Consider the following 19,937-nt stretch of genomic DNA (forward strand, 5'->3'; position numbering starts at 1 on the left):
TCGGATTTTCCGTTTGCTCATAATCGTGTATCCTATGCGGGGAAAACCCGTGTATTGTGTGGCGAAGCCATACCAATCGAAAGGAATCGCAATGGCACAGGATTATGATTCCCCGCGCAACAAGGACGAGGACGAGGAGTCGCTGCAGGCACTGGGCAAGAGCTCGCAGAATTCCGCGGCAGACATGGATGATGACGAGAATGCCATCGCGGAGGACTATGAGCTGCCGGGCGCCGATCTGAGCAATGAGGACGCGTCGGTCACCGTCATTCCCATGCAGGGCGATGAATTCATCTGCTCGCAGTGCTTTTTGGTGAAGCACCGCAGCCAGCTTGCCTACACCACCGACGACGGCCAGCCGGTGTGCAAGGAGTGTGCGGCCTGATGACGTTCGACCCCGCATACAACGAGCCGGAACAGACTGAAGTGCTCGTGTGCGCCGTCGACCCGGCGCATCCGGTGCAGCTGCGCTATGCGCATGCGGGCGACGCGGGCGCCGACCTGAGTACAGCCGAACATGTGGAACTCAAGCCGTTCGAGCGCGCGCTCGTGCGCACCGGCGTGCGCATCGCGCTACCGGCGGGGTATGTGGGGCTTGTGCACCCACGTTCGGGGCTTGCGGCGAAGCAGGGCGTGACCGTGCTCAACGCCCCCGGCACGATCGATGCCGGCTACCGTGGTGAGGTCATGGTACCGTTGATCAACCTCGACGCCGAGCACACGGTGGTGTTCGAACCGGGGGACCGCATCGCGCAGCTGGTGATCCAGCGGTATGTGGAGGCGCGGTTCGTACCTGCTCAGGCACTGCCCGGTTCCGACCGGGCCGAGCGCGGGTTCGGCTCGACGGGCGTGTGAGCGGCGTGCGGCGGTGACATCCACCGGCCGCGCATGGCGCACGTGCGCGTACAATGATGACGTCTGAGCACTGCGTCTCGCGGTGTGCGCGTGAGGGAACAGAGGGACAGGAGGAGCATATGGCGGACACGGAGCATGAGATGCAGCCTGCGAACATGTTGGGGTGCGAGATCAGCGAGAACCCGCTGGATCCGCTGCTGCCGATCCTGTCAATATGCCGCCAGCACCATCCTGACGAAGATATGGAGATCCTCTCGCGCGCCTATGCGCGTGCGGTGCGCCAGCATTCCTCCCAACGGCGCAAATCGGGCGAGCCGTACATCATACACCCGCTCGCCGTGGCGCAGATTCTGGCCGATTTGGGCATGGGGCCTTTGGTCGTGGCGGCAGGCCTGCTACACGACACGGTGGAAGATACCGATTACACGCTCGACGAGTGCCGTGCGGAATTCGGCGATACCGTGACCGGTCTCGTGGATGGCGTCACGAAGCTCACGAAGATGGATTATGGCGATTCCGCGCAGGCGGAGACGATCCGCAAGATGGTCGTGGCGATGAGCCGCGATGTGCGCGTGCTCGTCGTCAAACTCGCCGACCGTGTGCACAACGCGCGCACCTGGCGGTACGTCAAGCCGTCGAGCGCGCAGAAGAAGGCGCGCGAGACGCTCGACGTCTATGCGCCGCTCGCCAACCGCCTCGGCATGAACGCCATCAAGACGGAGCTCGAGGAACTGAGCTTCAAGGTGCTCTACCCGAAGATCTACAACGAGATCGTCATGCTCGTGGCGCACCGTGCAGGGCAGCGCGAAGTCTACCTCAAGCAGATCATCGCCGAGATCCATGATGATCTGGAAGACCTGCACATCGAGGCCTATGTGACGGGCAGGCCGAAGGACTATTTCTCGATCTACCAGAAGATGATTGTGCGAGGCCATGATTTTTCGGACATCTACGACCTTGTGGGCGTGCGCATCATCGTCGACACCATTCAGGACTGCTATGCCGTGCTCGGTGCCGTGCATGCGCGGTGGAGCCCGGTGCCGGGGCGGTTCAAAGACTACATCGCCATGCCCAAGCTCAACATGTACCAAAGCCTGCACACCACCGTGGTTGGCCCGGGAGGCAAGCCGGTCGAAATCCAGATCCGTACGTGGGACATGCACCGGCGCGCGGAGTTCGGCATCGCAGCGCATTGGAAATATAAGGAGAACGGGCAGGCGGGCCGTGCGCTGAGCACGCCCGACAAGACCGACCGGCGGCGTGGCGAGAATCAGGAGCTCAGCGAGTCCGACAATCTGGCATGGATCCAGCAGCTCGCCGATTGGACGAGCGAGACACCGGATTCCAATGAGTTCCTCGGCTCACTCAAAGAGGATCTTGGGGCTGCCGAGGTCTACGTGTTCACGCCGAAGGGCAAGATCGTCTCGTTGCCGGCGGACGCCACGCCGGTGGACTTCGCCTATGCCGTGCATACGGAGGTGGGGCACCGCACGATGGGCGCGCGCGTCAACGGCCGTCTTGTGCCGCTCGACACCAAGCTCGAAAACGGCGACACCGTGGAGGTGCTGACGAGCAAGTCGGATACGGCGGGGCCTTCCCGTGATTGGCTCAGTTTCGTCAAAAGCCCCAAGGCGCGCAACAAGATCCGCCAGTGGTTCAGCAAGGAGCGCCGTTCCGAGGCGATCGAAGAGGGGCGCGACGAGCTGACGCGTGCGATGCGCAAACGCAACCTGCCCGTGCAGGCGCTGCTGACGTCCGAGGCGATGGTGGGGGTGGCCGACGACATCAACTTGCCGAACGCCGATGCGGTGTTCGCCGCGATCGGCGAAGGGCAGATCTCCACGCAGAACGTGATCTCGCATCTCGTCAAGGACGCGGGTACCAGCGAGGTCAATGAAGAGGCCGAAGAGGAGGTGCTGCCGCTACGCGCCTCGAAGCGCAAGCGGGACAATGGCACGCCGGGGATCTCAGTCAAGGGCGTCAGTGATGTGTGGGTGAAGCTCGCACGCTGCTGCATGCCGGTGCCGGGCGATGGCATCATCGGATTCATCACACGCAACGAAGGCGTGTCGGTGCACCGCGTGGATTGCCTGAACATGATCAACCTGCAGCGCAGGGAACCGGAGCGCGTGGTGGAAGTGGAATGGACAAGCGCCAAGGGCCTGTTCATGGTCAAGATCCAGGTCGAGGCACTGGACCGCCCGCATCTGCTCAGCGATGTGACGCGTGTGCTTTCCGACCATGGGGTCAACATTCTCTCGGGGTCGATCGCCACGGGCAGCGACCGTGTGGCGACGAGCCAGTTCAGCTTTGAAATGGCCGATCCACAGCATCTGAACACACTGCTTTCGGCGGTGCGCAAGATCGACGGCGTCTTCGACGTCTACAGGCTTACCGGGGCCAGGGATGCGGCGCAACCACGTATGCGCCGCATCCTTGGCCATGTGTCGTGACGCGCGGACACAACACGGTTTGGGTCAGACGAGCTCGATCGCTTCAATCATGACCGGCTCAAGCGGGCGGTCCTGGCCGTCGGTCGCCACGGCATCGAGCTTGTCGACCACGGCCTTCGACTCCTCGTCGGCCACTTCGCCGAAGATCGTGTGGTGGCCGTCGAGCCACGGGGTCGGCACCGTGGTGATGAAGAACTGCGAGCCGTTGGTGCCGTGCACCTTGCCATCGGCGCCGCGGCGCAGACCGGCATTGGCCATGGCGAGCAGGTACGGGCGGTCGAACTTGAGCGTCGGGTCAATCTCGTCGTCGAAGTCGTAACCCGGGCCGCCGGTGCCGGTGCCGAGCGGGCAGCCGCCTTGGATCATGAAGTCCTTGATGATGCGGTGGAACGTGAGTCCATCGTAGAACTTCTCGTGCGAAGGCTGGCCGGTGAACGGGTCGGTCCATTCCTTCTTGCCGGTGGCCAGGCCCAGGAAGTTCTCCACGGTGTGCGGAGCCTTCGTGTCGAACAGATTGATACGGATATCACCCTCAGAGGTGTGCATGATAATAGTTGTCATAGCCTCTCACCGTAGCACAATCCCTGTTGCGCGCTGAGCCCACTGGAAAACAGCCTGCCGGCGCGACGGTCAGATCACGCCGAAATGGCGCAGCGCCTGCGCGATGCCGTCGTCGTCCACGCTGCCGGTCACGTGGTCCGCGGCCTGTTTCGTCTCGTCGGTCGCGTTGCCCATGGCCACGCCGATGCCCGCATAGCGCAGCATGTCAATGTCGTTGCCGCCATCGCCGAATGCGATCGATTGGCTGCGCGTCAGGCCGTAATGGCACAGCATGCGCTCCATGCCCCGGTTCTTGCCCCCGTCGGCGGGAATCAGATCCACGAAGTCGGGGTGCCAGCGCACGCCGCGCACGGCATGGCACAAGGAGACGAGCTCGGCCTCGGCAGCGGCATCGATGTACGGGCTGATCTGGTAGACCGGATTCGTGCGCGTGCGCGTGCGCGGGTCGATGAAGTCGATGTGCGGCGCGGTCTTGCCCAGCGAGCCCCACATGGCGCGCAGCTGTGCGGAGTCATGGTTGAAATACGTGTCATCCGCCTCGCTGAAGCAGGCGACGACATCCGGATGGGTATCGAGCCAGCCGAGGATCGTGCGCACGTCGTCCGGATGCATCGGCTCAGCACCGATGACGCCGGTGGCGTCCCAGCAGTACTGGCCGTTGACGCCGACGATGCCGTCGAATTCCACCGGCAGCGTGTCAAGCACGACCGGCGTCTGCGAGGGCGCGCGCCCAGTGCAGATGAAGGTCTTCACGCCCTGCGCGCGCAGGGCGTGAAGGGCGTCCACCGTGGATTGGGGCACAGTGTGCGTCGTGAAGCTCGTGAGCGTGCCGTCGATGTCGAAGAACGCCGCGCGGATGTCGGGGGCGGTCTGGTCTGGTGCAGTGGTCATGGGTGCCACTGTAGCGCGCGCAGGGGAGTGGGCGCTCCGGGGATGATCATTGTACTGCCAGCATATGAGATGATTTTGTTCGAAATATGGCGCAATATGCGGGCGCCGTGATGTTCGGCACAAGCGCAATCGGCGCCATACCAAGGATTGAGTGGATTGTATAACCAAACCCTATATCCCCGCCCGCGTGTGGTGTGCGGCGGGCGCCGTATTGTTGGACACGTTGTTCGGCGCCCACGCCGGAAGAAGTGTAGAAGATACCCAACCCAGCACAGAGGAACACCATGTCATCCAACACCCCACAGTTCAATACCGAGGAACCGGTGCGCGTCAACCACCGCGTACGCAACATCGTGATCGCAGTCGTGGTGGTCGTGGCGCTCGCCGTGGCCGCGTTCTTCGGATACCGCGCCATGAACAAGAACGACAACGCGCCGAAGGGCTCGGAGACGAACCCGGTCGTAATCGGTGTGGTCGGCGCCACCGACCCGCAGTGGGTGGAATTCACCAAACAGGCCAAGGCCCAGGGCATCTACGTCGACATCAAGGATTTCCAGGACTACACGAGCGAAAACCCGGCGCTCGACGCGGGCGACCTCGACATGAACGAGTTCCAGCACCTGCTGTATCTGGCGAACTACAATGTGCAGAACAAGAAGAACCTGCAGCCGCTCGGCGGCGTGGCGATCTACCCGCTCGGCGTGTATTCGGCGTTCGACGGCGACAAGCCCAAGTACACCGACATCTCGCAGCTGCCCGCCGGCTCCACGGTGGCGATCCCGAACGACGAGACCAATCAGGCGCGCGCACTCGGCGTGCTCAAGGCGGCGGGACTCATCACGCTCAAGGGTGACTGGACCGCGTTCACGATTCCGCAGGACGTGGACACCGCGAACTCCAAGGTCAAGGTCGTCCCCATGAAGGCCGAACAAATCGCCAACACGCTCAAAGCCGGCTCAAGCGACCTGTCCGCCGGCGTGATCAACAACGATTACGTGGCCGACGCCGGCCTCAAGCCCACCGACGCCCTCTACCAGGACGACGCGGAATCCGAGGAATCCCGCCCGTACATCAACATCTTCGCCGTGCGCGCCGATGATGTGGACAACGAAGTGTACAAGAAGTGCGTCGAAATCTACCAGACGAAGCCGGTGCTCGACGCGCTGCAGGAGGAATCCGGCGGCACCGCCGTGTTCGCCGACAAGTTCACCACGGCGCAGTTGCAGCAGTACCTCAAGGACATCGAAAACGACATCAAGCAGCACTGACGCCCGTGCCCGCAGTGGGGCCGAGCGGCACCGTTCGCTACAATGGCGCACGGGCCGTTCGGCCCCACTGTTGTAGCATCGTCACACGTCGGCCGCGGCCTGCACACGCGGCCGGGCCATCAGGTGGAAGGCAGTATTATGACGCAGACGAGCGAACCGATCATCGTGTTCGACCATGTGAGCAAGGAGTTCCGGCAGCGCGGCTCCAAACAGCCGATGCGCGCCGTGGACGACGTGTCGTTGAGCATAGACGCCGGCGACATCTTCGGCATCATCGGGTATTCGGGCGCCGGCAAATCCACGCTCGTGCGCATGATCAACGCGCTTGAACAGCCCACAAGCGGATCGGTCACCGTGCTCGGCGAGCGCGTCTCGTCGATGAGCGAATCGAAATTGCGGCCAGTGCGCCAGAAGATCGGCATGATCTTCCAGCAGTTCAATCTCTTCTCCAGCAAAACGGTCGCACAGAACGTGGCCTACCCGTTGAAACTCGACCACTGGCGCAAGGATTACCAAGACAAGCGCGTGGCGGAGCTGCTCGAATTCGTGGGGCTTTCCGACCACGCCGGAAAATACCCCTCCCAACTCTCCGGCGGCCAGAAGCAGCGCGTCGGCATTGCGCGCGCGCTGGCGACGAATCCGAAGATCCTGCTCGCCGACGAGGCGACGAGTGCGCTCGACCCCGAGACGACGTCCGAGGTGCTCGATCTGCTCAAGCGCGTGAACGAACAGTTCGGCATTACGATCGTATACTCATCACGCACCAGATGAACGTCGTGCAGCAGATCGCGAACCGCGTGGCCGTGATGAGCGGGGGCAAGGTCGTCGAGCAGGGCGATGTGTATGACCTGTTCGCCGCGCCGAAGCAGGAGGTGACCAAGCGGTTCATCGCCACGGCCATGGACGGGCTGCCCGACCCTGCGCGCGTCGAGGCGATGCGCGAACAATGGCCCGGCCGACTCGTGACCGTCGTGATCCGCCAGCGTGACATCACCGACGCCAGCGGCGCCACGATTGTGCCGGCATCCGGGCAGAACATCTCCGAGCTCATCGCGCACTACGGCATGCACAGCAGCCTGCTGTACGGAGGCATCGACACCGTGCAGGGCGTGGCGATCGGCGCGGTCACGTATGAGTTCACCGGCGACGAGGCGAACACCGAGCGCTTCCTCGCGCAGCTTGCGCAAGACAGCGACATCGTGGACTTCGGCACACGCGCCGCCCCGGTCGACTATGCGCAGGCGGTGGCGCGCGCGCAGCTCGCCGTACCCGATGGGGGCACCGATGCGGACAGCGATGCGCGCACCCTTGCCACCGACGTGGGGATGCTCGAACAGGTCGATGACGTGGTGGAGATGAACCCCGAAGACGAGCAATCCGAGAACAAGGAGCGTGCATGATGCAGATGCTGACCATACAGACAGGTGTGGCGTTGGCGAGCCGCAGCGACTGGACCGTGCTGCGGCCGTTGCTGGCACAATCGGTTGTGCAGACCCTGCAGATGGTGCTGGTGACGATTGTGATCGGTGGCGCGCTCGGCCTTGTGCTCGGCGTCATCCTGTACGGCACGCGCCCCGGCAACCTGTTCGAGAACCGCGTCGTCTACCGCATCCTCGACATTCTGGTGAACATCATCCGCCCGATCCCATTCATCATCTTCCTGGCGGCCATGCAGCCGCTCACAATCAAGGTGGTGGGAACGTCGATCGGCACCACGGCGGCGATCTTCCCGATGATCGTGATGTGCACCTTCGCCACGTCACGCCTTGTGGAGCAGAATCTCGTGCCGGTTGACCACGGCGTGATCGAGGCGGCACGCGCGATGGGTGCCTCGAAGCTCACGATCATCCGCACCGTGCTCATCCCCGAGGCGCTCGCCCCGCTCATTCTGGCCTACGCGTTCCTGTTCATCGGCGTGCTCGACATGTCGGCCATGGCCGGGTACATCGGCGGTGGCGGTCTCGGCAACTTCGCCATCGCCTATGGCTACCAGAAGTTTGACCAGACCGTCACATGGACGGCCGTGATCATCATGATCGTGCTGGTGCAGGTCGTGCAAGCCCTCGCCAACGCCATCGCCAAGCGCCTGCTGCGCCACTGAGCGCGCCCATGAACCGCAGTCATCCACTGGCCGAAAGGACCCCATGATGGAATCCATCACCGCGCACATCGCGCTCACCGATGAGCTCATCGCCATCCGCCGCCACTTGCACGCGCACCCGGAACGCTCGTTCCACGAAGTCGAGACGAGCGCCTATCTGGAGCGCGTCCTGCGCGGGCACGGGGTGGATGTGCTCGCGAATCCGATGGAGACCGGCGTCGTGGCGCAGATCACCGGCGAGCACCCCGGCCCTACGGTCGCATTGCGCGCCGACATCGACGGCCTGCCGATCCACGAGGATTCCGGACTCGATTTCGCGTCCGTCAACCCCGGGGTCATGCACGGCTGCGGCCACGACCTGCATATGGCGAGCCTGCTCGGCGCGGTGTTCTGGTTGGGTGATCACCGGGATCTGATCGGCGGTACGGTGCGCATCATCTTCCAACCCGCCGAAGAGCTAGGACTCGGCGCGCGCGCCGTGATCGACGCCGGCCTCGTCGATGGGGTCGAAGCGATCATCGGCACGCACAACAACCCCAATTACGCGCCTGGCGTGCTCGCCGCAGGCACCGACCCCATGATGGCCGGTTGTGTGCGCTTCAGGGTCACCCTGCACGCGCAGGGCACCCATGCCGGTTATCCGCACAAAGGCACCGGTCCGCTCGAGGCGATGGCCGCGATGATCATGGGACTGCAGACCATTGTGAGCCGCAACGTCACGCCGTTCCACCCGCTCGTCGTCTCGGTGACCGAAGTGCACGGCGGCGATGTGTGGAACGTCGTGCCCGCAGAAGCCGGCTTCCAAGGCACCGTACGCTATTTCCACCGCGAGGACGGCGATATGGCTGCCGAGCGGTTCCGCACGATCGTCGAACAGACGGCGGCGGCATACGGCATCGGCGCAAGCGTGGACTGGGATGACTTCCAGGACCCGCTCGTCAGCGACCCCCTGCTCATCGAACCGGTGTGCATGCATATCCCGCAGTATGCGGACCCCGCGCCAATCATCCCGTCGATGGCCGGTGAGGACTTCGCCGAATACGCCAAGGTCACGCGTCCGGTGTTCGCGTTCGTCGGGTCGAACGGCACGCCCGGATGCGCCGATTGGCATAGCCCGCGCTTCGTGGGGTTTGACGAGACGGTGCGCACCGGCGCCGACTTCTATGCGAACGCCGCACTCGACGTGCTTGACGCCCTGCGCATAAGCGGCGCCCGGTGAGTCATTCGAAGCGCGTAACGCGTGGCGAGCGGATACACTAGGGGAGCATGAGCACAATACGTTTCGCGCTTGCGCAGATCGACACCTGCGTGGGCGATCTGGACGGCAACGCCGCAAAAGTCATCGCAACCACCCGCATGGCGCGTGAACGCGCCGACATCGTCGTCTTTCCGGAGATGACCCTGACCGGCTATCCGATCGAAGACCTTGCCCTGCGCGCCACCTTCCGCGAAGCCGCGTGGAACACGGCCAACGAACTGGCAGCGCAATTGGACGAAGAAGGCATGGGCGGCCTGTACGTGGTGGTGGGCACCGTGGGCACCGACCACGCCAACGGCAAGCCGCGCAACCGCCTTGTGGTGCTGCACGGCGGCTTGGTGTGGGCCGGGTACGACAAGCACTTCCTGCCCAATTACGGTGTGTTCGACGAATTCCGGATCTTCTCCGCCGGTGAGCGGCATACCGTGCTCACCATAGACGGCGTGCGCGTGGGATTGGCGATCTGCGAAGACATCTGGCAAGACGGCGGGCCGGTCGCCGAACTCGCCACGGAGCACATCGATGTGCTGCTGACGATCAACGGATCGCCGTACGAAGAAGGCAAAACCCAGACCCGGCTCGATCTGGCCCGCAGGCGCGCCGCCGAAGTGCATGCGCCGATGATCTATGTGAATCAGGTGGGCGGGCAGGACGACCTCGTCTTCGATGGCGGCACATTCGTGGTGGATGCGGACGGCACGCTGCTCCAACGCTCGCCGATGTTCATGGAGGACCTTGCATACTTCACCCTCGACACGGACCGCGACCGTCAGGAGGCGTGCAAGGTCGCGCCGCGCATGGACCCCGACGAAGAGGTGTACACCGCATGCGTGTTGGGTCTCAAGGACTACATGGCCAAGAACGGCTTCACGGGGGTGTGCCTGGGGTTGTCCGGAGGCATCGACTCGGCCCTCGTGGCGGCCATGGCGGCCGACGCCGTGGGAGGCGGCAATGTGTACGGCATCTCGATGCCGAGCATGTATTCGTCGCAGGGCTCAAAAGATGACGCCGCCGACCTCGCCGCCAACATCGGCGCGCACTACGACGTGCAGCCGATCAAGCCGATGTACGAGGCGTTCCAACGGCAGCTCGCGCTGGACGGCGTGTCCGCGGAGAACCTGCAGGCGCGCATCCGCGGCGTGATCGTCATGGCCTACTCGAACTCCAAGGGCGTGCTCGCGCTCGCCACCGGCAACAAGTCCGAGCTCGCCTGTGGCTATTCGACGATCTACGGTGACGCCGTGGGCGGCTATGCGCCGATCAAAGACGTATTCAAGACCAAGGTCTGGCAGTTGGCGCGCTGGCGCAACAGCGCCGCCGCCGCGGGCATGGGCGTCGGCGGATTGCGCATCGTGGGCAATGAGTCCGCGAATGCCGGCGTGCAGTTGCCCGACGGCGTGATGATCCCCGTCAACTCGATCACGAAGGCCCCCAGCGCCGAACTGCGCCCGGGGCAGAAAGACAGCGATTCGCTGCCGCAGTACGAGCTGCTCGACCGCGTGCTCGAGGCATACATCGAACATGCACATGGCCGTGCCGATCTGCTCGCTGACGGATTCGACGACGAAATCGTCTCGACGGTCATGCGCCTTGTCGACCGTGCCGAATGGAAGCGCCGCCAGTATCCGCTCGGGCCGAAGGTCAGCGCGCTCGCGTTCGGACGCGACCGCCGCCTGCCCGTCACGAGCGCGTTTCGTGAATAGCGCGGATAACGGACGTGCGGCCGCGCGTCCGTGTGGACATCTCTGAGGAAAGGACTCAATCATGACAGATGCACAGCAGTGGTATTACAACACGGCGACCGGCGAAGTGGAACTCGGGCCGCAGTCGCCGATGCAGAACCGGATCGGACCGTACCCCACGCGCGAAGCCGCGATGGACGCGTTGAAGACCGCCCAGGCACGCAACAAGCAGTGGGACGACGAAGACCACCAGTGGAACAGCTGGGGCACCAAGTAGGCCCCGGAGGAGCCTGACGCCCGGCATCCATGCCGTTCGTGAGCTAGCTCACAGCCAAAACAGGCGATTGTGAGCTAGCTCACGCGGTTTTGGCGCCTTTTTCACACGCCGGACGCGTACGATGGAAGTGTCGACGGCACGAAGACGCGCCGGGCAAAAGATAACCGATATCAAGGAGTACCAATGGCAGCAGTTGATGCGACCGCTCTCTCCCCAGAAGACGTCAAGGAGCAGGCCTGGGAAGGTTTTGTGCCGGGCAACTGGGAGAAGGACATCGACGTCCGCGACTTTATCCAGAAGAACTACACCCCGTACGAAGGTGACGAATCCTTCCTTGCCGACGCCACCGACAAGACGAAGCATCTGTGGAAGTACCTGGACGACAATTACCTGGCTGTCGAGCGCAAGCAGCGCGTGTACGACGTGGACACCCACACCCCGGCGGATGTGGACGCGTTCCCCGCTGGCTACATCGATTCCGCCGAGGTGGACAACGTGATCGTCGGCCTGCAGACCGATGAGCCCTGCAAGCGCGCGATGATGCCGAACGGTGGCTGGCGCATGGTCGAGCAGGCCATCAAGGAAGCCGGCAAGGAACCGGATCCGAAGATCAAGGAGATCTTCACCAAGTACCGCAAGACGCACAACGACGGTGTGTTCGGCGTGTACACCAAGAACATCAAGCTCGCCCGCCACAACAAGATCCTCACCGGCCTGCCGGATGCCTACGGCCGCGGCCGCATCATCGGCGATTACCGCCGTGTGGCCCTGTACGGCGTGGACGCGCTGATCAAGTTCAAGCAGCGCGACAAGGACGCGATCCCATACCGCAACGATTTCTCGGAGACCGAGATCGAGCACTGGATCCGTTACCGCGAAGAGCATGACGAGCAGATCAAGGCCCTCAAGAAGCTCATCAACCTGGGCAAGGAATACGGCCTGGATCTGGCGCGCCCGGCGATGAACGCTCAGGAAGCCGTGCAGTGGACCTACATGGGCTATCTGGCCTCCGTCAAGAGCCAGGACGGCGCTGCGATGAGCTTCGGCCGTGTCTCCACGTTCTTCGACATCTACTTCGAGCGCGACCTCAAGAGTGGCAAGATCACCGAGCAGGACGCCCAGGAGATCATCGACAACCTGGTGATGAAGCTGCGCATCGTGCGCTTCCTGCGCACCAAGGACTACGATTCGATCTTCTCGGGCGACCCGTACTGGGCGACCTGGTCCGACGCCGGTTTCGGCGACGACGGCCGCACGCTCGTCACGAAGACCTCGTTCCGTCTGCTCAACACGCTGACGCTCGAGCACCTTGGACCGGGCCCTGAGCCGAACATCACGATTTTCTGGGATCCGAAGCTGCCGGAAGGCTACAAGCGCTTCTGCGCCAAGATCTCGATCGACACCTCGGCCATCCAGTATGAGTCCGACAAGGAGATCCGTTCGCACTGGGGTGACGACGCCGCCATCGCATGCTGCGTCTCGCCGATGCGCGTGGGCAAGCAGATGCAGTTCTTCGCGGCCCGTGTGAACTCCGCCAAGGCGCTCCTGTACGCGATCAACGGCGGCCGTGACGAAATGACCGGCCAGCAGGTCATCGACAAGGGCCACATCGAGCCGATCACGCCGGAAGCCGACGGCTCCCTGGATTACGAGAAGGTCAAGGCGAACTACGAGAAGGCTCTCGAATGGCTTTCGGAGACCTACGTCGAGGCGCTCAACATCATCCACTACATGCACGATAAGTATGCATACGAGTCGATCGAAATGGCGCTGCACGACCGCGAGGTCTACCGCACGCTCGGCTGCGGCATGTCTGGCCTGTCGATCGCGGCGGATTCGCTTTCGGCCTGCAAGTATGCCAAGGTGTACCCGATCTACAACAAGGACGCCAAGGACATGCCGGGCCATGAGTTCGAGTACGTCGAGGGTGCCGATGACGACCTGATCGTCGGCTACCGCACCGAAGGCGAGTTCCCGCTCTACGGCAACGACGATGACCGCGCCGACGACATCGCCAAGTGGGTCGTTTCCACGGTCATGGGCCAGGTCAAGCGCCTGCCGGTCTACCGTGGCGCCGTGCCGACGCAGTCGATCCTGACAATCACCTCGAACGTGGAATACGGCAAGAACACCGGTTCGTTCCCCTCGGGCCACGTCAAGGGAACGCCGTACGCGCCGGGCGCGAACCCGGAGAACGGCATGGATTCGCACGGCATGCTCCCGTCGATGTTCTCGGTCGGCAAGATCGACTACAACGATGCGCTTGACGGCATCTCGCTGACGAATACGATCACCCCCGATGGCTTGGGCCGTGACGAGGACGAGCGCATCAACAACCTGGTGGGCATCCTCGACGCGGGCAACGGCCACGGCCTGTACCACGCGAACATCAACGTGCTGCGCAAGGAGCAGCTCGAAGACGCCGTGGAACACCCGGAGAAGTACCCGCACCTGACCGTGCGCGTCTCCGGCTACGCGGTGAACTTCGTCAAGCTCACCAAGGAGCAGCAACTCGACGTCATCTCGCGCACCTTCCATCAGGGTGCCGTGGAGGACTGACGCCTGACCGGCTGACGTGAACGCATGAGGGGCGGGGCCATTGGCTCCGCCCTTTGCGATTGGTTACGCAATCGATGAACAATACGCTGGCCCCCGTACGCCACCGTAAGGTGAAAAGGGGCCTTAGCGCCAATGGAGGTGACCGGCATGGAGAACAACGCGCAGGGCAACGGGTTCCGCACGACAACACAGCACATGCTCAAAACATCGAAGGAATACGCCAGCCAAACGCTTATGGGCGGCTTGTCCGGCTTCGAATCACCGGTCGGCCTTGACCGGCGCGACCGCATCCGCGCGCTGAAGACCGGCGACATCGGCTTCGTGCATTCATGGGACATCAATACTTCGGTCGATGGTCCGGGCACGCGTATGACGGTGTTCATGAGCGGTTGCCCATTGCGGTGCCAGTACTGCCAGAACCCGGACACATGGAAGATGCGCGACGGCAAGCCGGTGTTCCTTGACGCCATGATCAAGAAAGTGGAACGCTATGCGGATCTGTTCAAGGCGACGCATGGCGGCATCACGTTCTCGGGCGGCGAATCGATGATGCAGCCCGCCTTCGTCTCGCGCGTGTTCCATGCGGCCAAACAGATGGGTGTGCACACATGTCTGGACACCTCGGGGTTCCTCAACCGCAACTACACCGACGAGATGCTCGACGACATCGACCTATGCCTGCTCGACGTCAAATCCGGCGACCCCGACATTTATGAGAAGGTGACGGGCGGTGTGCTGCAACCCACGATCGACTTCGGCCAACGGCTCGCAGCCAAGGGCAAGAAGATCTGGGTGCGCTTCGTGCTCGTGCCCGGTCTGACCGACGGCGAGGAGAACGTGGACAAGGTGGCCAGAATCTGCCAGTCCTTCGGCGACAGCGTGGAGCACATCGACGTGCTGCCGTTCCACCAGCTCGGACGCCCCAAGTGGCATGAGATGCGCATCCCATACCCGCTCGAGGACCAAAAGGGGCCGTCGCGCGCGTGCAAGGATCGGGTCAAAGAGCAATTCGAATCCTACGGGTTCGTTGTGTATTAAACGGCTGTGCGCCCGGTGGCGCGCCCTGGGCCGATGCCATGGACTGTCGTGGAGTGGTTACATGATTTGTCTGTGACCAGTCCGATGCACCAACAAGGAGAGCGCGCGTGAACGACGAGCCCGTGTTGCTGCGGGAACCCCGGGAAGGCGTTCCGCAGGTGACCGACACCCTGAAAGGCTTCGAAGACTACTGCGACAGGCTGGCCGCGGCGCAAGGGCCACTCGCGGCCGACGCCGAACGCGCGTCGGGATACCGCTACGGCCACGACGATTGGCTCATCCAATTCAAACGCGATGGCGCCGGCATCGGATTGCTCGACCCGATGGCGCTCAATGCGCTCGGCGTGGACTGGGGCATGTTCAACAGCGCCGTCGGCGACGCCACATGGATCCTGCACGATGCAAAGCAGGACCTTCCCGGATTCGCCCAACTCTCGCTGACGCCCCACGCGCTGTTCGACACGGAGATCGCCGCGCGCCTGCTGGGCCTCCACCGCTTCGGCCTCGCCTATGTGACCGAGCATTATCTGGCCATGACACTGGCGAAAGAACATTCCGCCGCCGACTGGTCATACCGTCCGCTGCCGCGCGACTGGCGCAATTATGCAGCGCTCGACGTGGAACTGCTCATTCCGCTCGCGCACAAGATGACGCTCGACCTCAAACGCGCGGGCAAATGGGAATGGGCATGCCAGGAGTTCGAGTATGTGCTGCGCACGGAACTGCACCCCCGCCGCCCCCATGCGGTGCCTTGGCTGCGCATATCGCACATCAACACGATCCAACGCGACCGCCGCGCGCTCGCCATCGCCAAGGAACTGTGGACCGAACGTGACGAGCTCGCCCGTCGGTACGACATCGCCCCGAGCCTGTTGCTCGCCGATGCGTCGATCATCGAAGCCGCACAAGCCAAACCACACAACGCCAGACAATTCCGTGCCATCCGGTCGCTCAACGAGCGGGTGCGCATGCATCTGGGCACCGATCAAGACAAGATGTTCGAACGGTATGCGCCGATCCAGCGCAAGGTCAAGCCGAGCGTGTGGAAGCAGGCGATCCAGCGCGCGCTGGAATTGCCCGAGGACGAACTGCCGGTGATGCCGGCGCCGGAAGGGGCCACCGTGCAGGTCAATGCGCCGAAATCCATGAAACTCTGGCAAAAGCACCACCCGGACCGCTTCAGGCGGTTGCAGGCGTGCCGGGCGCTCATCAACCAAGTCTCCCAGGACACGCATACACCGCCGGATGTGCTGCTCAAACCGCAGATTGTGCGTAACCTGTGCTGGACCGATGATCCGGGTGCGCGCGATGTGGCCGGATTCCTGGAGGAACAAGGCGCCCGCCCATGGCAGATTCATCTGTTGGCAGCGTCGCTGACTCGCGGTATCATGTAACGGTTGCCTTCGGGCAGAGCATTGACAATACGTATCAGGAGCATACAGCGTGAAAATCAGCGTTAGGAATCTAGAGCCGACCAAGGCCAAGCTCACTATCACCATCGATCAGGAAGAGTTCGAGCCGTACCTCGACACCGCTCGCAAGGAAATCGCCGAGCAGATCACTGTTCCTGGCTTCCGTAAGGGCCATGTACCGGGCAAGCTCGTCGACCAACGCGTTGGTTTCGGCGCTGTCGCCGGCGAAGCCGTGAACAAGGCCATCCCGGACTTCTATTCGCAGGCGCTGCAGACCAAGGAGATCCGTCCGATGGCGCAGCCGGAGATCGAAGTCGTGGACACGCCCCAGAACGCGGGCGACGACACGAAGCTCAAGTTCACCGCGACCGTTGAGCGCCGCCCTGATTTCGAGCTGCCGGACCTTGACGGCATGACGATCGAGGTCGAGAAGGCCGAGGTCACCGATGAGGACGTGAACAACCGCCTTGAGGCCTTGCGCCAGCGTTTCGCCACACTCGTGGGTGTGGACCGGCCGGCCCAGAACGGCGACTTCGTGAACATTGACCTCGATGCCCAGATCGACGGTGAGTCCGTTGATTCGCAGGAGGGCATCAGCTATGAGATCGGTTCGGGCACCATGCTCGACGGCCTCGACGAAGCCCTCGAAGGCCTGTCCGCAGGCGAGGAGACCTCCTTCGAAAGCACGCTGGAAGGCGGCGAACACGAAGGTGAGAAGGCCCTCGTCAAGGTCAAGGTCAACTCCGTGAAGACCGAGGAGCTCCCGGAGCTCGACGATGACTTCGCGCAGGAAGCCTCCGAGTTCGACACGCTCGACGAACTCAAGGAAGAGATCAAGAAGAACATCGAATCCGATGCGCTCGGCATGCAGGCCACCAAGGCCCGCGACGCCTTCATCGCGCGCATCGAGGACGGCCTCGAGATCCCGGCGCCGAAGGGTGTCAAGGAGCACATGATCGAGCAGCAGCTGCAGAGCATGGGCACCGACAAGGACAAGGCCACCGACGACCAGAAGAAGGAAGCCGAAGAAGCCGTGGACAAGCTGCTCGAAGACCAGATGGTCCTCGACGCGCTTGCGGAGAAGATGGACGTCGAGGTGTCGCAGAGTGACGTGTTCAACTTCCTCGCGTCGATCGCCCAGCAGTACGGCATGGATCCGAACCAGTTCATCCAGGCCATCATGCGCAACGGCCAGATCGGTTCCGCCGTCGAGGAAGTGGCCCGTTCCAAGGGTCTGCTCGCCGGTATGCGCGCCGTCTCGTTCACTGTGGACGGTGAGCCGCTCGACCTGAGCGAGTTCCTCGGTGCCGAAGAGGCGGAAGCCGAGGTCGCCGTGGACGACAACGAATCCGTTGCCGCCGCCGCTGCCGCCGCAGCTGTGGCCGATTCGCTCAACGCTTCCAACCAAGAGAACGCCTGACCTACCGGCGGGCGAACCGCCGATCATGGTTGGCTGACTGCCGTAAGGCAATGGTCCCGCCCGCGCCAGCACAGCGCCGGCGGGACCATTGCATATCATCACCACAACAGCGAATGGAAAGGGACGACCGTGGCGGCAAAGGGAACGGCCATACTGCACTCCGGGGCGCATGCGGGCCATTGGGACAACGACGAATTCCAGATGGCCGATGCGCGCGGGGATGACCTCGATCCAGAACGCAGGCCGCTGGGGTCGCGCACCGTCGCATTGATCGTCACGGTGCTGGCGCTCGGTGTGCTCATCGGCGCATGCGCCGGCGCGCTCACATTGCTGCTCTACGCCATCGAACACCTTGCCTTGGGTTTCGTGGAAACACCCGAATTGCCCGGGCCGTTCACGACCCACCCAGTGCGTCGCGCGTTGTCGCTCGTCATCGGTGCCTCATGCGCCGCACTGCTATGGTGGCTGCTGCGCACCAGAACGCAGGCAGTGCCGTCCGTGAGGCAGGCGGTCCGGGGCACGCTGATGCCGGTATGGCAGACCGTGGCGCATGTGTTGCTGCAGATCTTCATCGTCGGCTGCGGACTGTCCGTCGGCCGCGAGGTCGCCCCGCGCGAACTCGGCGCCATGCTCGCGCAACGGCTCTGCCGGTGGACGGGGTTGCACCGTGCCGATCTGCAGACGGTCGTCGCCATCGCCGCGGCCGCCGGCCTCGCTGGCGTCTACAATGCACCGCTCGCCGGTGGGTTCTTCGCCGTGGAGATTCTGCTCGCCAATGTGAGCGCCGTGACCGTCGGCCTTTCGTTCGCATGCGCCGCGCTTGCCGCATGGGTCGCCACGCTGATCAAAGGCACGCACACGTTCTATGTGATCGGGCAGGTGGACGCCGTCTTCACGCCGGACCTCATGGGTTTCGCATTGATCGCCGGGCTTGTTGTGGGCGTGTGCGGCGCATGGTTCCGCCGCGGCGCGCAATGGGCCGAATCACACAAGGCGAGCGGTGCGGCCATCCTCTGGCAGCTGCCGCTCGCCGGATGCGTCACCGCGCTTATCGCCATCTGGATTCCACAGGTCATGGGCAATGGCCGGGCGACCGCGCAGATGGGGTTCGCCGGACGCCCCGAACTGGCATTCATCCCGCTCCTGCTGCTTTCGTTCGCCGCCAAGGCCGTCGTCACGCTGATGACAATCCGTGCAGGCGCCTCCGGTGGTGTGCTGACACCTGGCATCGCGCTTGGCGCATCGATGGGCTGTGTGCTCGGCATTGGTTGGCTGCAGCTGTTCGGCACCAATTCGATCGGCGTCTATGCGCTCATCGGCGCCTGTGCGCTGCTCAGCGCCTCGCAGAACGCCCCACTCATGGCGATGACGCTCGTCATGGAACTCACCGAGGCGCCGTCGAACCTCTATGTGCCCGTGGCGCTCGCCTGCGCCGTGGCCACGCTGGCCGGCGCACTCGTGGCGGGGCGCCATGCCGGGAATAGAAACGGGCTCCCGTCGTTTGAAACAAGTAATGTGTAACTGCACAACAACCGCAAAGGAGACAAGGTGAGTGGAATACTGACACCGACCATGGCCGAAGGCGATATGCCAGCCGGTCCCTCCGATCCGATTTTCAACCGTCTGCTCAAGGACCGCATCATCTGGATGGGCGAGGAAGTCAAGGATGACATGGCGAACCGCATCTGCGCGCAGATGCTCATGCTCGCCGCGGAGGACCCGAAGAGCGACATCTGGCTGTACATCAATTCGCCGGGCGGCTCGATCACCGCGGGCATGGCGATCTACGACACGATGCAGCTCATCGAACCGGACGTGGCCACGGTGGGCATCGGTATGTGTGCGTCGATGGGACAGTTCCTGCTGAGCTCGGGCACCAAGGGCAAGCGTTTCCTGACCTCGCACGCGCGCGTGCTGATGCACCAGCCTTCCGGCGGCATCGGCGGCACCACGACCGACGTGCGCATCAGCGCCGAGCTCATCATGAACATGAAGAAGACGCTCGCCGAACTGACCGCGGAACAGACCGGCCACACGGTCGAGGAAATCTACCGCGACAACGAATACGACCATTGGTTCACTGCGCAGGAGGCGCTCGATTACGGCTTCGTAGACAAGCTCGTCTCCACGCATGACACCATGAACACCGCCAAGGAGTGAGC

At 63.2% G+C, this 19,937-nt stretch carries 16 protein-coding genes and 1 pseudogene; 15 read left to right on the forward strand and 2 right to left on the reverse strand.

The window, feature by feature from the left end:
- Window positions 1–91 precede the first annotated feature (91 nt).
- The 3 genes from OU02_RS03120 (at window position 92) to OU02_RS03130 (ending at window position 3,308) form a co-directional block, all read left to right on the forward strand.
- The gene (locus OU02_RS03120; RefSeq protein ID WP_033488727.1) at window positions 92–385 is read left to right on the forward strand and encodes a DUF4193 domain-containing protein; all 294 of its coding nucleotides are present in this window, start codon (window positions 92–94) and stop codon (window positions 383–385) included.
- The gene (gene dut, locus OU02_RS03125) at window positions 385–855 is read left to right on the forward strand and encodes a dUTP diphosphatase (RefSeq protein ID WP_033488728.1); all 471 of its coding nucleotides are present in this window, start codon (window positions 385–387) and stop codon (window positions 853–855) included. Before OU02_RS03120 ends, dut begins: the two co-directional genes overlap by 1 nt.
- Window positions 856–974: 119 nt before the next feature.
- The gene (locus OU02_RS03130; RefSeq protein WP_033488729.1) at window positions 975–3,308 is read left to right on the forward strand and encodes a RelA/SpoT family protein; all 2,334 of its coding nucleotides are present in this window, start codon (window positions 975–977) and stop codon (window positions 3,306–3,308) included.
- A 24-nt stretch (window positions 3,309–3,332) separates the two neighbouring features.
- On the opposite strand, the gene OU02_RS03135 is transcribed toward OU02_RS03130, so the two are convergent.
- Both OU02_RS03135 and OU02_RS03140 read right to left on the reverse strand, forming a co-directional pair.
- Complete coding sequence (locus OU02_RS03135) at window positions 3,333–3,869, reverse strand: peptidylprolyl isomerase (protein ID WP_026648088.1); 537 nt, start codon at window positions 3,867–3,869, stop codon at window positions 3,333–3,335.
- A 69-nt stretch (window positions 3,870–3,938) separates the two neighbouring features.
- The gene (locus OU02_RS03140) at window positions 3,939–4,760 is read right to left on the reverse strand and encodes a Cof-type HAD-IIB family hydrolase (protein WP_033488730.1); all 822 of its coding nucleotides are present in this window, start codon (window positions 4,758–4,760) and stop codon (window positions 3,939–3,941) included.
- A gap of 284 nt (window positions 4,761–5,044) precedes the next feature.
- Between OU02_RS03140 and OU02_RS03145 the strand changes: the two genes are divergently transcribed.
- The 12 genes and pseudogenes from OU02_RS03145 to OU02_RS03200 all read left to right on the forward strand — a co-directional run bounded on the left by OU02_RS03145 (window position 5,045) and on the right by OU02_RS03200 (window position 19,935).
- Window positions 5,045–6,028, forward strand: coding sequence for a MetQ/NlpA family ABC transporter substrate-binding protein (locus OU02_RS03145; protein WP_033488731.1), 984 nt, complete (start codon window positions 5,045–5,047; stop codon window positions 6,026–6,028).
- Window positions 6,029–6,166: 138 nt separating this feature from the next.
- A pseudogene (locus OU02_RS08040) lies at window positions 6,167–7,428 on the forward strand (methionine ABC transporter ATP-binding protein).
- Window positions 7,429–7,433: 5 nt separating this feature from the next.
- Window positions 7,434–8,129 (forward strand): methionine ABC transporter permease, encoded by a 696-nt coding sequence (locus OU02_RS03155; protein WP_101428709.1) that lies wholly within the window; start codon window positions 7,434–7,436, stop codon window positions 8,127–8,129.
- A gap of 55 nt (window positions 8,130–8,184) precedes the next feature.
- Window positions 8,185–9,348: a M20 metallopeptidase family protein gene (locus OU02_RS03160; RefSeq protein ID WP_033488919.1), complete on the forward strand. Its 1,164-nt coding sequence runs from the start codon at window positions 8,185–8,187 to the stop codon at window positions 9,346–9,348.
- Between the two features lie 47 nt (window positions 9,349–9,395).
- A complete protein-coding gene (locus tag OU02_RS03165; RefSeq protein ID WP_033488732.1) occupies window positions 9,396–11,090 on the forward strand; it encodes an NAD+ synthase in 1,695 nt (564 codons plus the stop codon).
- Between the two features lie 61 nt (window positions 11,091–11,151).
- The gene (locus tag OU02_RS03170) at window positions 11,152–11,346 is read left to right on the forward strand and encodes a hypothetical protein (protein WP_033488733.1); all 195 of its coding nucleotides are present in this window, start codon (window positions 11,152–11,154) and stop codon (window positions 11,344–11,346) included.
- Window positions 11,347–11,529: 183 nt separating this feature from the next.
- Window positions 11,530–13,905 carry a formate C-acetyltransferase gene (gene pflB, locus OU02_RS03175; protein ID WP_033488734.1) on the forward strand — a complete coding sequence of 792 codons (2,376 nt, stop codon included), beginning with the start codon at window positions 11,530–11,532 and terminating at the stop codon, window positions 13,903–13,905.
- Between the two features lie 147 nt (window positions 13,906–14,052).
- The gene (pflA, locus tag OU02_RS03180; protein ID WP_033488921.1) at window positions 14,053–14,943 is read left to right on the forward strand and encodes a pyruvate formate-lyase-activating protein; all 891 of its coding nucleotides are present in this window, start codon (window positions 14,053–14,055) and stop codon (window positions 14,941–14,943) included.
- Between the two features lie 107 nt (window positions 14,944–15,050).
- On the forward strand, window positions 15,051–16,337 hold the full coding sequence (locus OU02_RS03185; protein WP_033488735.1) for an HRDC domain-containing protein: 1,287 nt from the start codon (window positions 15,051–15,053) through the stop codon (window positions 16,335–16,337).
- Window positions 16,338–16,386: 49 nt separating this feature from the next.
- Window positions 16,387–17,775, forward strand: a complete 1,389-nt coding sequence (tig, locus tag OU02_RS03190) for a trigger factor (protein WP_033488736.1) — start codon at window positions 16,387–16,389, stop codon at window positions 17,773–17,775.
- Between the two features lie 201 nt (window positions 17,776–17,976).
- Window positions 17,977–19,296 carry a chloride channel protein gene (locus OU02_RS03195; RefSeq protein ID WP_080720517.1) on the forward strand — a complete coding sequence of 440 codons (1,320 nt, stop codon included), beginning with the start codon at window positions 17,977–17,979 and terminating at the stop codon, window positions 19,294–19,296.
- A 51-nt stretch (window positions 19,297–19,347) separates the two neighbouring features.
- A complete protein-coding gene (locus OU02_RS03200) occupies window positions 19,348–19,935 on the forward strand; it encodes an ATP-dependent Clp protease proteolytic subunit (protein ID WP_033488737.1) in 588 nt (195 codons plus the stop codon).
- The last annotated feature ends 2 nt before the right edge of the window (window positions 19,936–19,937 follow it).

Source organism: Bifidobacterium pseudolongum subsp. pseudolongum DSM 20099 (assembly GCF_000771225.1).
GTDB classification, from domain to species: domain Bacteria; phylum Actinomycetota; class Actinomycetes; order Actinomycetales; family Bifidobacteriaceae; genus Bifidobacterium; species Bifidobacterium pseudolongum.

Coding starts and splice junctions, on each gene's coding strand:
- dut (WP_033488728.1), top strand. CDS start 385: ATGACGTTCGACCCCGCATACAACGAGCCGGAACAGACTGAAGTGCTC.
- OU02_RS03130 (WP_033488729.1), top strand. CDS start 975: ATGGCGGACACGGAGCATGAGATGCAGCCTGCGAACATGTTGGGGTGC.
- OU02_RS03140 (WP_033488730.1), bottom strand. CDS start 4,760: ATGACCACTGCACCAGACCAGACCGCCCCCGACATCCGCGCGGCGTTC.
- OU02_RS03145 (WP_033488731.1), top strand. CDS start 5,045: ATGTCATCCAACACCCCACAGTTCAATACCGAGGAACCGGTGCGCGTC.
- OU02_RS03200 (WP_033488737.1), top strand. CDS start 19,348: ATGGCCGAAGGCGATATGCCAGCCGGTCCCTCCGATCCGATTTTCAAC.
- OU02_RS03195 (WP_080720517.1), top strand. CDS start 17,977: ATGGCCGATGCGCGCGGGGATGACCTCGATCCAGAACGCAGGCCGCTG.
- OU02_RS03135 (WP_026648088.1), bottom strand. CDS start 3,869: ATGACAACTATTATCATGCACACCTCTGAGGGTGATATCCGTATCAAT.
- OU02_RS03170 (WP_033488733.1), top strand. CDS start 11,152: ATGACAGATGCACAGCAGTGGTATTACAACACGGCGACCGGCGAAGTG.
- pflB (WP_033488734.1), top strand. CDS start 11,530: ATGGCAGCAGTTGATGCGACCGCTCTCTCCCCAGAAGACGTCAAGGAG.
- OU02_RS03120 (WP_033488727.1), top strand. CDS start 92: ATGGCACAGGATTATGATTCCCCGCGCAACAAGGACGAGGACGAGGAG.
- pflA (WP_033488921.1), top strand. CDS start 14,053: ATGGAGAACAACGCGCAGGGCAACGGGTTCCGCACGACAACACAGCAC.
- OU02_RS03165 (WP_033488732.1), top strand. CDS start 9,396: ATGAGCACAATACGTTTCGCGCTTGCGCAGATCGACACCTGCGTGGGC.
- OU02_RS03155 (WP_101428709.1), top strand. CDS start 7,434: ATGCTGACCATACAGACAGGTGTGGCGTTGGCGAGCCGCAGCGACTGG.